The organism is Sedimentitalea nanhaiensis DSM 24252, from assembly GCF_000473225.1.
GTDB classification, from domain to species: Bacteria; Pseudomonadota; Alphaproteobacteria; order Rhodobacterales; family Rhodobacteraceae; genus Sedimentitalea; species Sedimentitalea nanhaiensis.
The window spans coordinates 3,800,165-3,814,555 of record NZ_KI421509.1 but is presented as its reverse complement, the minus strand read 5'-3'; the positions used below and the strand labels follow the sequence as shown (position 1 = coordinate 3,814,555).

Here is a 14,391-nt window from a genome sequence, read left to right as displayed (position 1 = left end):
GATCAATCCTCCAGCATCAGCAATGCAGGCGCTTCGAACAGCGACTTGAGTTTCTGGACGAAGACTGCCGCATCCCAACCGTCGATGACCCGATGATCAAAGCTGCAGGAAATGTTCATTTTTTTTCGGGGCACAAAGCCCGAACCGTCCCAATGCGGGCGTACCTCCATCTTGTTGATCCCAACAATCGCCACCTCGGGATAGTTGATGATCGGCGTGGTCGCCAAGGCCCCGAGCGGTCCCAGCGAGGTGATGGTTATCGTCGAACCGCTCAGGTCCTCGGCCTTGGCCTTGCCAGCTTTGGCGGCCGTTGCAAGACGGCCAAGTTCGGCGGCACTGTCCCAAAGGCTCAGCGCTTCGCAATGGCGCACAACCGGAACGATCAACCCGCCCGGAGTCTGGGTTGCGATGCCGACATGCACCGCTTGGAATTTGCGCAAGACGCTATGATCATCTTCGAAATGCGCGTTCAGGTTGGGTTGCGCAGCGACCGCATCCACAATGGCGCGGATCACAAATGGCAGCATGGTCAGCTTGCCCCGGCTTTCGGCACGGGCCTTGTTGAGCTGGCTCCGCAGATCCTCAAGGTCGGTGACATCAATCTCTTCGACGATGGTGATATGTGGAATGCGCGACTTGGACAGCGCCATCCGTTCGGCGATCTTGCGACGCAGGCCGATGACCTTTTCTTCGGTTTCGGCAGTCAGTCGCGGGCGCTTGGCGATGCCCGTCGCGCTCTGCCCGCCGCTCTGGTGGAAATGGGTCAAATCCTCATGGGTGATCCGCCCGGCAGGACCGCTGCCCGAGACAAGGCGCAAATCGACACCCATCTCGCGCGCCCGTTTGCGCACCGATGGCGTTGTCAGCGGCTTTTCACCCTCGGCCCGACGATAGGGCGAGGCGGGAGCAGCGGATTTGCTTTCGGCCCTGGGCGCGGCTGCCGTGGGCCGAGCCTTGGACACGGGCGCGGTCGCGGATTTGGCTGGCGCGGCTGCGGGGGATGTCACGGAAGATCCCATCTTCTGTAAAGCCACTTCAACTGTCGTGTTGCCGGTGCCGTCGACTTCAAGCAGCATCAATGTGCTGCCGATGGCAAGCGTATCACCCACCGCGCCTCCCAGATACAGCACTGTGCCCGAAATATCCGACGGGATCTCGACTGCTGCCTTTTCGGTCATCACCTCGGCGATGATGTCGTCTTCCTGGACTTCGGCGCCGACCGCGACACTCCAGCCGGTCAGTTCCGCCTCGGCTATGCCTTCGCCGACATCCGGCACCTTGATTTCATGCAGGCCCTTGCCGTCGCCGAGTTGCAAACCGGGCTGTGGCGTTGATGCAGCGGCGGCTTGTGCCAGTTCCGGCGTGGCGACCTTTGCGTCTGGCTTTGACGCGGGTTCTACATTCGCTGATGCCGCCTCGGCGCCGGTGTTGCCCACGCCCTCGACTTCCAGCCGGATCAGATCAGCGCCGATGGACAGGATATCACCCGCATCGCAGCCCAGCCAGACGACCCTGCCCGATACCGAGGACGGGATTTCGACGGCGGCCTTATCGGTCATCATCTCGGTCAGGATGTCGTCTTCCTTGACGACATCGCCAATCGCGACTTTCCAGACCCCCAGTTCCGCCTCGGCAATACCTTCGCCGACATCGGGCAGCTTGATGGTGTACAGTCCCATTTACGCCTCCATCAATTTTTTCATGTTGCGACCGACCCGGTCGGGTCCCGGAAAATACGCCCATTCCTGCGCATGCGGATAAGGCGTGTCCCAGCCCGCCACCCGTAGCACCGGCGCTTCGAGATGATAGAAACATTCCGACTGGATCTGCGCCGCAAGTTCCGCGCCAAAGCCAGACGTCAGCGTCGCCTCGTGCAACACCAGGCAGCGCCCGGTTTTCTGAACCGAAGCCATGACCGTTTCGGTGTCCAGCGGGATCAGAGTGCGCAGGTCGATCACCTCGGCATCGATGCCGGTGGCCTCGGCCGCGGCCTGCGCCACATGTACCATGGTGCCGTAGGTCACGATGCTCAGGTCCCGCCCTTCGCGGGCGACTGCCGCGGTACCCAGCGGGATCTCGTAATAGTCCGGATCGACCTCGCCAAGCGGGTGCTTTTTCCAGGGCTGAACCGGTCTGTCATGATAGCCGTCAAACGGCCCGTTATAAAGTCGCTTGGGCTCAAGAAAGACCACAGGATCAGGGTCTGCAATCGCCGCCAACAACAGCCCTTTTGCATCACGCGGGTTCGACGGGATGACTGTTTTCAGACCTGAAACATGGGTGAACAACGCTTCAGGGCTCTGGCTGTGGGTCTGCCCGCCCCAAATACCGCCACCGGTGGGCATACGCACCACCATCGGACAGGTAAATTCACCGCCCGAGCGGTAGCGCATTCTCGCGGCTTCAGACACGATCTGGTCATAGGCGGGGTACATGTAATCGGCGAATTGCACCTCGATCACGGGTTTCAGCCCATAGGCCGCCATGCCAACACCGGCACCGACAATACCCAATTCGCTGATCGGCGCATCAAAGCAGCGCGCGGATCCGTATTTCTGCTGTAGCCCGGCGGTGCAGCGGAACACGCCGCCGAAATAGCCAACGTCCTCGCCGAACACGACGACATTCTCGTCGCGGGCCATTGCAACATCATGGGCATTCTGGATCGCCGTGATCATAGTCATCTGTGTCATGTCAATATCCCACGTCGTGACGCTGCCGAACAAGATGCGGCGGCATTTCGGCATATACATCCTCGAACATATCGCGCGGCGAAGGGACGTGGCCCGAGTTCAGCGTGCCAATCGACTCGGCGCGTTTCTGGCACTCTATCACCATATCGGTGATCTCGGCGCTGGCCTGTTTATGGCGATCTTCCGACCATAGGCCCTTGACGATAAGATGCGTCTTGAGCCGGTCAATCGGATCGCCCAGCGGCCAGATTTCACTCTCGGATTTCGGCCGATAGGCGCTTGGATCGTCGGATGAGGAATGCCCCCCTGCACGGTAGGTCACATGCTCGATCAGGGTCGGACCCAGATTACGCCGCGCGCGCTCGGTGGCCCATTTCGCAGCGGCATGCACAGCCAGATAATCGTTGCCATCCACGCGCAGCGACGGGATGCCAAACCCGTGGCCGCGCGCCGCAAACGTATGCGACCCACCTCGCGCAAGCCCCTGAAACGTGGAAATTGCCCATTGGTTGTTAACGACGTTCAGCACCACCGGCGCAGTGTAGGTCGAGGCAAAAACCAGGGCCGCATGAAAATCGCTTTCCGATGTGGACCCGTCGCCGATCCAGGAAACGGCGATTTTGGTATCGCCCTTGATCGCCGAGGCCATGCTCCAGCCGACCGCCTGAATATACTGGGTGGCAAGATTACCTGAGATCGTAAAAAACCCGTGGTCTTTTGACGAATACATCACCGGCAGCTGTCTGCCATGAAGCGGATCCGCTTCATTGGAAAAGATCTGGCACATCATGGTTTCCAGCGGATAGCCCGATGCAATCAACAACCCGGCTTGCCGGTATGTGGGAAAGTTCATATCGCCCTTGTGCAAGGCCCGCTGAAAGGCGCAACTGATCGCCTCTTCCCCGAGGTGCTGCATGTAAAAAGAGGTTTTGCCCTGACGCTGTGCCGTCATCATCCGGCTGTCATAGATGCGCAGCGTCATCATGTCCCGCAACCCTCGGGCGATCTCGTCATCGCTCAGGCTGTCGGCCCAATCTCCGACAGCATTGCCCTGATCGTCGAGCACACGGATGATGGTAAAGGCGAGATCGCGCATGCCATCGGCTGGCTCATCAACGTCCGGTCGCCGCACGGAACCGGCCGCCGGGATTTCGATGCCGGAAAAATCTGGCGTGTCGCCGGGTCTGAATTCGGGCTGCGGAACCTTAAGCGAAAGCGGGGGCGTTTCAGTCATGGCGTCCTCGTATTGAATGGGTTTGCACGGGCAGTTGCCTCGCCAACCAGCTAACCGGCACGCGTTGTATTCCGTGGCGGCTGAAGCATTGCAGAGAAGGGTATTGGTGGCCGGAATAAATTGCTACCTGTTCTTCCAGCCCGCAAAACGAAAAAACGAGATACAATTTTGCCTACTGGGTAAGTGGCAAAATTATTATTCGAACACCCATCGTTCGAAATGACCCTAGATCGAGTCGGGTACGAATCCGGACTCGTTTTTGAATGACTTCAGAGAAAAGGACGACCGGGAATCCCGGATGCCCTTGATGCGATACAGCTTCTGGCTGAGGAAAGCCTCAAACCCACGTGTCCCGTCGACCGCGACTTTGATGAAGCAATCGAACTCTCCGGATGTCAGGTGGACCTCCAGGACCTCTGGAATCTTGCTGAGTTCTTCACACAGTTCGGAAACGCGCGTGACTTCGTCGCGAGCCGCCGAGATCTCGACCAGAACGATATCAGAATACCCAAGCAGGCGATGATTGATTACCGCATAGTATCCTTCGATATACCCTTCGCGCTGCAGGCGCTGCACGCGCTGCCAGCATTGGCTGGTCGACAGGGACACGATTTCCGACAGCTTCGTGTTCGGGATATTGCCTTCTTTGAGCAACGTCCGAAGGATTCGCAGATCAGTCGCGTCCAGAGGTTTCACGAATTTTCTTTCGACATTCCGTGTTCCATCAAAATCTGATTTTGAATCCACATGTGAGATTTATAGATTCGAACAGTCATTCTGGCAATGCAGCCATAAGATATACGCATTCAGTCGGGACAGGCCACGTAGACCAGATCGCGACACGATGCGCATGACCCTACCCCAATTCAACCGTTCTGTCTTTGAAACAAGAGGGACCACACATGAACCAGATAACCGCCGATCACAGCCTTATCATTCGTGATCTCAAACCCAGCGAAGGTTACGAACGACTGATCGAGGCGCAAGACGCCCAGACAGGGCTGCACGCTTTGGTCTCCATTCATTCGCTGCGGCGGGGGCCTGCAGCTGGCGGATGCCGGATGTTCAACTACGCAAAAGCCGAAGACGCGATCTATGATGTCGAGCGTCTGTCGCGGGGCATGACCTACAAGAATGCCGCTGCTGAACTGCCGCTTGGTGGAGGAAAGTCGGTGATCATCGGCGATCCGAAAACCCAGAAGACTCCGGCACTGATGCGCGCCTTCGGTGCATTCATCGAACATCTGGCGGGCGATTATTATACCGCCGAGGATGTCGGCGTGTCGCCACAGGACATGGCCCATATCGCGGAAAAGACCGCATATGTCGCGGGTCTTGAAGGCGGGGAGTTCGCCAGCGGCGATCCGTCGCCGGTCACCGCGCGCGGGGTGTTCCTGTGCCTCAGGCAGACCCTGAAACACGGGCTGGGATCGGACGACCTGACTGACAAGAAAGTCGCCATTCAGGGGCTGGGTCATGTTGGCATGAGCCTTGCAGAGATGCTGCATAGGGCCGGAGCAAAGCTGATAGTGAGCGACATCAACGCCGAAACCGTGCGCACCGCTGAAGCCCGCCTTGGGGCATCGGTCACTGCACCGGACGCCATCCTGCATCAGGACGTCGACATTTTTGCCCCCTGCGCAATGGGCGGTGCACTGACCGCCGATGCGATTGCACTGTTGAAGGCACGATTTGTCGTCGGTGCGGCAAACAATCAGCTCGCCGATGACAGCTGCGGGCAGCGGCTGCAGGACGCCGGTATCCTCTATGCGCCCGACTATATCGTGAACGGGGGTGGCATCGTGAATGTGGCGATGGAAATTCTGAAGATTGACGATCCGAGCTATCGCGAAAGCCGCATTGCGGGACTGGCAACAACATTGGAACAGGTCTTCCAGCGCGCCGACGAAACCGGCGAACCACCACACCTGGTCGCGAACAGGCTGATCGAACGCCGCTTGCAATAAGGTATCGAGATTGCAAGGCAACAATGAACGCTTTCCTTGTTGCCTTGCACTACGATCTGACGTCTCACCCCCAGGCATTTTCGACTGCGCCTTAATGATCGCACGGTCGGTCGGCCATGGCATCAGGGGGCGCTTGGCACTCTATATCAAGAGGCTGTCCAGGTCAGGCTTTGCATCATGAATTGGTCAGAGTCATTTTCGCGCCTTTGATCAATGCGTTCCTGAACATCTGCATCGGGGCGTTTGCTACATCTTCGGACCGAGTCATCAAACCGACAGGCCCGGTTGTAGCGCGCATATCGATATCCAACTGCACCATCCGACCGGTGTCCAGATCGCCCTTTACAACGCCTTTCGAGATAAACCAGATAGCGCGGGCCGGCCCCAGGACCATGGCCCGTCCAAACGCACCGGATACGCTCTCAATCCGGTCCTCAAAGAGCGGTAAACCCTGAGCGATCAGCAGACGCGCCAAGAGCGGGCGAATGGCGGACTCCTCCGCTGGATATATCATGTTTGCGCCAGCGAGTTCCGACAGATGGGTCGCGCCCGCTAACGGATGATCCGGCGCTGCGACAATGACGACCGTTTCCGTATAAAGCTGCGTGAACGAAAGCCCGGCCATGGATGCAGGTCGGCCAAGCCGCCCGATGACAAGGTCAAGCGCACCCGCCCGCAACTTGTTTGTCAGATACCCATGAGGGCCCTCTTCTATACATAACAGTACATTCGGTGACGTTTTGCGGAACACTTCGCTTGCAGTGGGCAAAAGTGTTGCGGCTGCGCTTGGCAACACACCAATGGACAGGCGCGCGCTACCGTCCGGACCTCTTGCGGATATTGTATTCACCCCGGTATTCAGTGCGGCGATGCTTTGTTCGGCAAACTGCAGGAATACCTCGCCTTTGGCGCTCAACAGAATCCCTGCCCGGCCACGTTCCATCAAAGTGACCTCAAGGATTTGTTCCAGATCCTTGAGAGTTTTCGAAATTGCAGGCTGAGTCAGCCCAAGCTTTTCGGCCGCCCGTTTCAACTGCTTTTCACGTGCTATTGCCACAAAGGCTTCGAGGTGACGAATTCTGATCCGACTGTTCATTTGGTTTCCAAAGTTGCAACTAAAATTGCTGTAAAGTCATTTTACATGCCGTTTCAAGTATCTCAAAATGAGATTGAGCAGCGGGGGTCTCATGAAAACACAGGTTGTCATTATTGGAGGTGGTCCATCGGGGCTTTTGCTTTCGCAACTTCTGCACCGGCGCGGCATTGAGAGTATCGTTCTAGAACGCAAGACCAAGGACTATGTGCTGGGCAGGATCCGGGCGGGCGTGCTTGAGACCGGTCTGGTCCAGCTGATGGAGCAGGCAGGCTGCGCCACACGCATGCACGCCGAAGGGTTCATCCATTCAGGCACCCAGATTTCTTATGGCACCGACATTTTCCGCATCGATTTTGCGGCACATACGGGCAGCAATGTGATGGTCTACGGCCAGACCGAAGTGACTCGCGATCTCTACGCCGCTCGGGAACAAGCGGGCGGCGCCATCGAGTTTGACGCCCAGGACGTCGCTATCCATGATGCAAAATCGGACCGCCCCTATGTCAGCTATCGACAAGGTGGCAGGCCGCACCGCATCGACTGCGATTTCATCGCCGGGTGCGACGGGTTTCACGGGATCAGCCGCCAATCCATCCCACTGGATGTGCGGCGCGAATATGAAAAGATCTATCCGTTTGGCTGGCTCGGCATCCTGTCCGAAACACCGCCGGTCAATCACGAATTGATCTATTCAGCGTCCGACCGCGGGTTCGCGCTGTGTTCGATGCGCAACGAGAAATTATCGCGCTACTACATCCAATGCTCGCTGTCGGACAAACCCGAAGATTGGACCGATGCCGCCTTTTGGCAAGAACTGATACGACGCATTCCCGAATCCTTTGCCGCCAACCTTGTCACTGGACCGAGCATTGAGAAATCCATCGCGCCGCTACGCTCTTTCGTGACCGAACCCATGCAGTGGGGGCGGCTGTTCTTGTGCGGCGATGCGGCCCATATCGTTCCTCCGACAGGGGCCAAAGGGCTCAACACCGCAGCCTCTGATGTACATTACCTGTTCAGCGGGCTGACCGAATTTTACGAAACAGGCGCGCGCGCCGGGATCGACGCCTATTCCGGCAAGGCACTCGCGCGGGTCTGGAAGGCCGAGCGGTTCAGTTGGTGGTTCTCGTCGCTCATGCACCGCTACCCCGATCAGAGCGACTTTGACCGCAAGATACAAACCGCCGAGCTGGAGTACCTGCGCAACAGCGCCGCCGCTCAAAAAGTCATGGCCGAAAACTATGTCGGTCTGCCGTATTAGGATGGAAGTAATGTCAAACCGAATAAGCCAGGGCATGGCAATCCGCCGCCGGGTTTTGGGCGATTCGCATGTGGATCGTGCCGAGGCCGCAAAGACCGACTTTGATACGCCTTTTCAGACACTGATCGCCGAAGGGGCCTGGGGCACGGTCTGGTCGAGCGACGCCATCAGCCTGCGAGAGAGGTCGATGATTACGCTTGCACTGTTGGCCGCGACAAAGAATTTTGAGGAAATCCCGATGCATATTCGGGCCACGGCCAACACCGGAGCCTCGAAACAAGACGTGATCGAGGCATTTCAGCATGTCGCGATCTATGCCGGGGTTCCGGCCGCCAATCATGCGATCAAGCTGGCAAAACGAACCTACGCCGAGATGGAAGGGGACGCATCATGACCACGAGGGACCTCTATCAGCGGGATCGGGAATGGCACCCCCCTGCCCTGGCACCGGACTACAAATCAAGCGTGGCACGTGCGCCGCGTCTTGCCCTTCTGTCGCTGCAGAGTTCTGCCAGCGAGCTGACCGGGCCAACCTTTGGTCACGGCGATATCGATCCGATCGACAACGATCTGATCCGTAATTACGCCAAATCGGGGGATCCCATCGGTGAGCGGATCATTCTGCACGGCCGGGTCCTGGATGAAAGCGGACGCCCCGTTCCGAATACGCTGGTCGAGATCTGGCAGGCCAATGCGGGCGGGCGATATCGTCATAAGAAAGATACGTATCTTGCGCCTATCGATCCCAATTTTGGCGGTTGTGGACGGACGCTGACCGACGAAAACGGATACTATACCTTCCGCACCGTGAAACCCGGCGCTTATCCGTGGCGCAACTGGGTCAACAACTGGCGGCCCGCGCATATCCACGTGTCGGTCTTCGGAACCGCCTTTGCGCAGCGCCTGATCACTCAGTTGTATTTCGAGGGCGATCCGCTGATCGCAAAATGCCCCATCGTCAAGACCATCCCGGATCAACGTGCCATCGACCAGCTTGTCGCAGCGCTCGATCTGAACGCGACCGTGCCGTTCGACAGCATCGCCTATAAGTTCGACATCGTTCTGCGCGGCCATCGCTCGACGTTTTTCGAGAACCGGCCAGAGGGGAACTGATCATGGTACAGGCATTGAATTATCTTAAAGAAACCGCTTCGCAGACCGCCGGACCTTATGTTCATATCGGCCTGGCTCCGGGGGATGCCGGGTTTGACATCTACGCTCGCGAATTGGGTCGGGACATCACCGGCCCAAATGCGCTTGGCAAACGCATCACGGTTACGGGCCGCGTCATCGATGGCACGGGCGCCCCGGTCAAGGACGTGCTGATCGAGGTCTGGCAGGCCAATGCGAAAGGCGTCTATCCGGGCAGTGGCGATGTCGAGGACGGTTTCCGCGGCTGGGGCCGCGTGATCCCCGATTTCGGGACCGGCGCTTATTCGTTCGAAACCGTCAAGCCGGGCGCGGTGCAGGGCCGAAACGACCGCCCGATGGCACCGCATCTGAACCTTTGGCTGGTCGCGCGCGGCATCAACATCGGGCTGAACACGCGGATGTATTTCGACGACGAAGAGACCGCCAATGCCGCCGATCCTGTGCTGAACCTGATTGAGCAGACCCATCGCCGCAATACCCTCATCGCGCGGGCCGAGGGAAATACCTATCATTTCGACATCCGACTTCAGGGCGATGGCGAAACCGTCTTCTTTGACCTGTGAGGACGTTATGACCGATCCTTGCATCATCTGCGTCGCCATCACCGGCAGCTTGCCAACCAAAGAAAACAACCCCGCCGTTCCGATCACGATCACTGAACAGATCGAAAGCAGCCAAGAGGCATTCGAGGCCGGTGCCAGTATCGCCCACTGCCATGTGCGCGACGATGAGGGCAAACCGACTTCCGATCCGGATCGCTTTGCGCGCCTCAAGGAAGGATTGGAAAAACACTGCCCCGGCATGATCGTGCAATTATCGACCGGAGGCCGTTCAGGCGCGGGGCGTGATCGCGGTGGGATGCTGCCGCTTTCGCCAGATATGGCGTCACTCTCGGTCGGGTCCAACAACTTCCCCACCCGCGTTTATGAGAACAGCCCCGATCTGGTGGATTGGCTAGCCTCCGAAATGATTGCCCATGATGTGAGGCCCGAGATCGAAGCCTTTGACCTTGGCCATATCGTTCAAGCAACTCGCATGGCGGTCGATGGCCGCTTGAAAGGGCCGCTGTACGTGCAATTCGTCATGGGTGTGAAGAATTCCATGCCCGCGGATGAGCCGATCTTTGATTTCTACATCGAGACCTTGAAACGGCTTGCCCCCGATGCGCAGTGGTGCGCAGCAGGAATTGGTCCGGCACAGCTGACCATCAACGAATGGTCGATCGCAAAGGGCGGCCACACCCGCACGGGGCTTGAAGACAATGTCCGGCTGGATCGTCACAGGCTTGCGCCCTCCAACGCAGCATTGGTGAAACGGGCGGTCGATCTGTGCGACAAATACGAGCGGCCCGTCGCCACCTGGCAACAGGCCCGCGAGACCCTTGGACTGCGAAAGGGTCCGGCATGAAGAAAGTCCTATTCCACCGCCACCGAGGCCTTGGAGGGGCACCCTGGCCGAACGGATGCGCGCGGGCGGCTGCGGCATTCCGGGCTTTTACACCAAGACCGGTGTGGGCACGGTGATCGCCGACGGCAAGGAGAGCAAGGAATTCGACGGTCAGGACTATATTCTGGAACGCGGCATCGTCGCGGATCTGTCGATCGTCAAGGCCTGGAAGGCCGATGACACCGGCAATCTGGTGTTTCGCAAGACCGCGCGCAACTTCAACCCGCCGGCGGCCATGTGCGGCAAGGTCTGCGTCGCCGAGGTCGAGGAAATCGTGCCGGAGCCCGATTTCGCGTTCGGCTTCGACGGGGACAATTGAGCAGTATTGCACTTTCCGTAAACATTCTGGCCCGACACCGCGAGCCGCCGCGATCTCTGACCATCACCACGCCGGACGTGCCACGCCAGGGGCATGCCTCCGACATGATCCTTGAGAGTTGGGCGACCTGCCGTTCTTCAAGACTGCTGGACAGCTCCTGTTCCATCTGATCAGCCGCCTTTGCGAGCGCACCTCCATCATCATGGCGAACGACCTCGGCTTCGGAGAATAACCCCCAGCCATTGGTGATGCGAAGATGACGACGGCGCTCCCCGATCATCTTGCCCACCATTGCGACCTCGTCGAAACCGGAAAAGAAAAGTGATGCTTCAAGATCCGGGAGTGACCGCAATGCCACCGGCCCGATACCGCTGCGCCGCGGCGCGGACCAGCTACCCCTGCGCACAGGAGGACATCTTTGGACGCCAATTGACAGAAATGACCGCACACCATGCAATTCCACCCTTTCAAATCATTGAATAATTCTTCCCACGTTTCGACGAACGCAGCCAAATTATTCGCAGGGGTATCAATCCGGCTGATAATCTTCCCGCCTAACCCATTAGTTTTGTTGAACCGAAATTTTCCAGCGGACCAACCGATTGATCGTCGTCAATCTCGCGAGACTACATCGCTTGCTCTGCAGTGGCAGTACATCGACCGACACGACCGCGCGGTTTCCCTATGCCTTTCTGCCAACATCATAGCACTTCACATCAAGCGGCCCAGAAAAAAGAAACGCGACATAGGCGAGCGCGGACAGGAACACCTTCGGGCACCTGTCCTATCGGGGGGCAAAGCGTCGTCAGGATGGAAACTGTGAAATGGATCGTCAGTACTGTCAGCAAACCAAGCCCAGAAAACCCCCGCGCTGACGATGCTGACGATCAAATGCAATGTTCTGAGCTGGCAAAGCCAAGACGGTCGGCGGCGCCCTACTCCGAAACCTTCTTCACGAACTGAGACTTCAGGCCCATCTGCCCAATCCCCGGCACCTTGCAATCAATGTCGTGATCGCCATCCACCAACCGAATACCGCGAACTTTGGTGCCGACCTTGATAGACGAGGAAGACCCTTTGACCTTCAAATCCTTGATGACGGTCACGGTATCGCCATCCGCCAACACATTCCCCACGCTGTCGCGCACAACGACAAAATCGTCGGCTTCCGCCCCTGGTGACCATTCATGCCCGCATTCTGGGCACGTAAGCAAGGCGTCCACCTGATAGGTGTAGATGGATGAACATTCGGGGCACGGCGGCAAGGTATCAGTCATGAGTCAGCCTATAGTGCCCGGAGCGGGGGGAGACCAGACCGACAACGCCCCAAACGTTGATAATACCGCCGATCAGATTTGCGGGGTCTGTAGTGGGGCGACACATAGTTTTACCCTTTGCGACTCAAAGGTCTTTCATCTCATCGAAGCAATGTGAAAGCAGACATTGGCCTCAAGGCGCGCCGCACGGCTTCCGGCCTGCGACCGATTGGCTGCTGGGAGACCACGGATATGACGCGGACGGGTTCATGGAGGCCCTTACTGGCAAGGGAATTAAGCCCTGCATTCCAGGCGGAAATCGCGCGGCAAACCCAGCCGATAGGACAAGCGTCGCGACGAACGGCGCAACCGGACCGAGATCATGTTCGGACACCTGAAGGCCCGGCGACGGGTCGCCACCCGTTATGACCGATGCCCAAAGGCGTTGCTGTCGGCAATAGCGCTCGCTGCCACCGTCTTGTTCTGGCTGTAAATCAATGGGTCCAAAGCCTAAGCGCGTTAGCGGCCTTCATAGCGACCTTGTGCTGACCAGCTACCTCACCGCGCTTTTTGATCAGTCCGAATATCGCGTGTTCCATGCCCTGTTATGGATTCACGCGAGCCGATTGTTCAGCTAGATTGTCGGTACGTTTGATACATACGGCCGGATTACTCCGTCTTGCGCAGATTGGTGGCACTATTCGCACCACACCATGGCTAAGCTGTTCCCTCAGCCAGGCACTCAAGGTATGAAACCGACGGCCCGCTGGTTTATTGCCAATACCAAAAACCATTCTGCGAGGTGCAATCTTCGGTCAGATTCCAGGCCCTACAATCGGGCACAAACGACAACTATGCATCCAAACGCAATTCCCGGATTGCGCGACTGACCACGTCGCAAAGGTGCCGTTTGGCGGGACCGATGCCCTGTGTCGCGGACACAAGCATTCCGATGCGCATGTCATTCAGCCCCTCCTGTATCAGTGGCACGAATTTGAGCTGGTTCTGGTCGATTTCCTTGAGAAATCCGATCTTGGTGTAGAGGCCGATGCCTTGATTTTCGAGGATCATCTGCTTGGCGAGGAACAGGGTGTTCGTGAACATATGTGTCGACAATGGCGCCGCCAACGTTGACACGACCTGATCGATGATCGAGTTTCGTCCGCGTGCATCAATCGTCCGGATCAGGCGATAGCTGCAGACATCCTCAATTATCACATTGTCACGCTCGGCTAGCGGGTGATCCGGGCGAAGAATGACACCGAACGGCGCTGGCTTCTCCGAAATCACCCGCACGTTCGGATGCATGTCGATCATGAAGGTAATGCCGACATCGGCATCTCCGTTCGCGACGGACCGCATTACCTCATCTGGTTGCGCAGTGGTGACCGAAATCGAAATGTCGGGAAAGGTCTGGCCGAACTTTTGTAGCGCTTGCGGCAGGATTCCATATGCGACCGAGTCGATGGTTTCGATGTTGATATGCCCGGTCCGCAGATCGCGCAGGTCGTCGATCAGGACTTTAGTTCTCTCAAAATCGTGCAGCGTCTTGCGGCAATGCTCCAGCAGGATGGAGCCGATGGTTGTCAGCTCGACCCCTGCCGATGTCCGATCGAACAACGCCACGCCAAGGGCACGTTCGACGCCGAGAATCTGGCGGTTCACCGAGGTCGATGAGACATTGAGCACCGCGGCGGCTTTTCTGATCGACCGGTGTCTCGCGACTTCGTCAAAATACTTCAAAAAGAGAGCATGCATTTTGTCTTGCTCGCGAATGTGGTGCAAAAAACGCATCACTATTGGCAGGAATTGATCCTTCGTGCATCACGCAGCGCGAAGGTAGAGTCAAGAGACAAGTTCGAATCGACCGATTGTTGATTGTCACTGAGAACTGACCCGGCAACTGCAGAAATTGTCATTGAGAATTGACCCATGTGCAACCTTGCCCCTGCTTGATTCAGCTGGGG

At 57.7% G+C, this 14,391-nt stretch carries 13 protein-coding genes and 3 pseudogenes; 9 read left to right on the top strand and 7 right to left on the bottom strand.

Annotation, left to right across the window (positions count from 1 at the left end; translation table 11 throughout):
- Window positions 1–2 precede the first annotated feature (2 nt).
- From NANH_RS0120885 to NANH_RS0120870, 4 genes are all read right to left on the bottom strand, one after another.
- Window positions 3–1,679 (bottom strand): 2-oxo acid dehydrogenase subunit E2, encoded by a 1,677-nt coding sequence (locus NANH_RS0120885; RefSeq protein WP_074920808.1) that lies wholly within the window; start codon window positions 1,677–1,679, stop codon window positions 3–5.
- Window positions 1,680–2,693, bottom strand: a complete 1,014-nt coding sequence (locus NANH_RS0120880) for an alpha-ketoacid dehydrogenase subunit beta (RefSeq protein WP_027263792.1) — start codon at window positions 2,691–2,693, stop codon at window positions 1,680–1,682.
- Between the two features lies 1 nt (window position 2,694).
- Window positions 2,695–3,927: a 3-methyl-2-oxobutanoate dehydrogenase (2-methylpropanoyl-transferring) subunit alpha gene (locus tag NANH_RS0120875; protein WP_027263791.1), complete on the bottom strand. Its 1,233-nt coding sequence runs from the start codon at window positions 3,925–3,927 to the stop codon at window positions 2,695–2,697.
- A gap of 225 nt (window positions 3,928–4,152) precedes the next feature.
- Entirely contained in the window at window positions 4,153–4,623 is a 471-nt protein-coding gene (locus NANH_RS0120870) for an Lrp/AsnC family transcriptional regulator (RefSeq protein ID WP_027263790.1), read from the bottom strand.
- 206 nt (window positions 4,624–4,829) lie between these two features.
- On the opposite strand from NANH_RS0120870, the gene NANH_RS0120865 reads away from it, so the two are divergent.
- On the top strand, window positions 4,830–5,894 hold the full coding sequence (locus NANH_RS0120865) for a Glu/Leu/Phe/Val family dehydrogenase (RefSeq protein WP_036050171.1): 1,065 nt from the start codon (window positions 4,830–4,832) through the stop codon (window positions 5,892–5,894).
- A gap of 175 nt (window positions 5,895–6,069) precedes the next feature.
- On the opposite strand, the gene pcaQ is transcribed toward NANH_RS0120865, so the two are convergent.
- Complete coding sequence (gene pcaQ, locus NANH_RS0120860; protein WP_027263788.1) at window positions 6,070–6,990, bottom strand: pca operon transcription factor PcaQ; 921 nt, start codon at window positions 6,988–6,990, stop codon at window positions 6,070–6,072.
- A gap of 91 nt (window positions 6,991–7,081) precedes the next feature.
- Between pcaQ and pobA the strand changes: the two genes are divergently transcribed.
- The 7 genes and pseudogenes from pobA to NANH_RS29095 form a co-directional block, all read left to right on the top strand.
- Window positions 7,082–8,251, top strand: coding sequence for a 4-hydroxybenzoate 3-monooxygenase (gene pobA / locus NANH_RS0120855; RefSeq protein WP_027263787.1), 1,170 nt, complete (start codon window positions 7,082–7,084; stop codon window positions 8,249–8,251).
- Window positions 8,252–8,261: 10 nt separating this feature from the next.
- Entirely contained in the window at window positions 8,262–8,645 is a 384-nt protein-coding gene (pcaC, locus tag NANH_RS0120850; protein WP_027263786.1) for a 4-carboxymuconolactone decarboxylase, read from the top strand.
- On the top strand, window positions 8,642–9,364 hold the full coding sequence (gene pcaH, locus NANH_RS0120845; protein ID WP_027263785.1) for a protocatechuate 3,4-dioxygenase subunit beta: 723 nt from the start codon (window positions 8,642–8,644) through the stop codon (window positions 9,362–9,364). Before pcaC ends, pcaH begins: the two co-directional genes overlap by 4 nt.
- Before the next feature lie 2 nt (window positions 9,365–9,366).
- Complete coding sequence (pcaG, locus tag NANH_RS0120840; protein ID WP_027263784.1) at window positions 9,367–9,966, top strand: protocatechuate 3,4-dioxygenase subunit alpha; 600 nt, start codon at window positions 9,367–9,369, stop codon at window positions 9,964–9,966.
- A 7-nt stretch (window positions 9,967–9,973) separates the two neighbouring features.
- Entirely contained in the window at window positions 9,974–10,810 is an 837-nt protein-coding gene (locus tag NANH_RS0120835; RefSeq protein ID WP_027263783.1) for a BKACE family enzyme, read from the top strand.
- A 34-nt stretch (window positions 10,811–10,844) separates the two neighbouring features.
- Window positions 10,845–11,138 (top strand): annotated as a pseudogene (locus NANH_RS26780) (CoA transferase subunit A); the annotation flags it as partial.
- Between the two features lie 145 nt (window positions 11,139–11,283).
- Window positions 11,284–11,493, top strand: a pseudogene (locus NANH_RS29095) (ATP-binding protein); the annotation flags it as partial.
- A 610-nt stretch (window positions 11,494–12,103) separates the two neighbouring features.
- Here NANH_RS29095 and NANH_RS0120815 read toward each other — a convergent pair.
- Window positions 12,104–12,445, bottom strand: coding sequence for a zinc ribbon domain-containing protein YjdM (locus NANH_RS0120815; protein WP_027263782.1), 342 nt, complete (start codon window positions 12,443–12,445; stop codon window positions 12,104–12,106).
- 197 nt (window positions 12,446–12,642) lie between these two features.
- On the opposite strand from NANH_RS0120815, the pseudogene NANH_RS28120 reads away from it, so the two are divergent.
- Window positions 12,643–12,917: pseudogene (locus NANH_RS28120) on the top strand (transposase); the annotation flags it as partial.
- Between the two features lie 359 nt (window positions 12,918–13,276).
- On the opposite strand, the gene NANH_RS0120810 reads toward NANH_RS28120, so the two are convergent.
- A complete protein-coding gene (locus NANH_RS0120810; protein WP_027263781.1) occupies window positions 13,277–14,182 on the bottom strand; it encodes a LysR family transcriptional regulator in 906 nt (301 codons plus the stop codon).
- Window positions 14,183–14,391: the final 209 nt, after the last annotated feature.

Bases quoted from the DNA above. Each gene is read 5' to 3' on its own strand.
- NANH_RS0120885 (WP_074920808.1), bottom strand. From the start codon at position 1,679: ATGGGACTGTACACCATCAAGCTGCCCGATGTCGGCGAAGGTATTGCC.
- NANH_RS0120880 (WP_027263792.1), bottom strand. From the start codon at position 2,693: ATGACACAGATGACTATGATCACGGCGATCCAGAATGCCCATGATGTT.
- NANH_RS0120875 (WP_027263791.1), bottom strand. From the start codon at position 3,927: ATGACTGAAACGCCCCCGCTTTCGCTTAAGGTTCCGCAGCCCGAATTC.
- NANH_RS0120865 (WP_036050171.1), top strand. From the start codon at position 4,830: ATGAACCAGATAACCGCCGATCACAGCCTTATCATTCGTGATCTCAAA.
- pcaQ (WP_027263788.1), bottom strand. From the start codon at position 6,990: ATGAACAGTCGGATCAGAATTCGTCACCTCGAAGCCTTTGTGGCAATA.
- pobA (WP_027263787.1), top strand. From the start codon at position 7,082: ATGAAAACACAGGTTGTCATTATTGGAGGTGGTCCATCGGGGCTTTTG.
- pcaC (WP_027263786.1), top strand. From the start codon at position 8,262: ATGTCAAACCGAATAAGCCAGGGCATGGCAATCCGCCGCCGGGTTTTG.
- pcaH (WP_027263785.1), top strand. From the start codon at position 8,642: ATGACCACGAGGGACCTCTATCAGCGGGATCGGGAATGGCACCCCCCT.
- pcaG (WP_027263784.1), top strand. From the start codon at position 9,367: ATGGTACAGGCATTGAATTATCTTAAAGAAACCGCTTCGCAGACCGCC.
- NANH_RS0120835 (WP_027263783.1), top strand. From the start codon at position 9,974: ATGACCGATCCTTGCATCATCTGCGTCGCCATCACCGGCAGCTTGCCA.
- NANH_RS0120815 (WP_027263782.1), bottom strand. From the start codon at position 12,445: ATGACTGATACCTTGCCGCCGTGCCCCGAATGTTCATCCATCTACACC.
- NANH_RS0120810 (WP_027263781.1), bottom strand. From the start codon at position 14,182: ATGCATGCTCTCTTTTTGAAGTATTTTGACGAAGTCGCGAGACACCGG.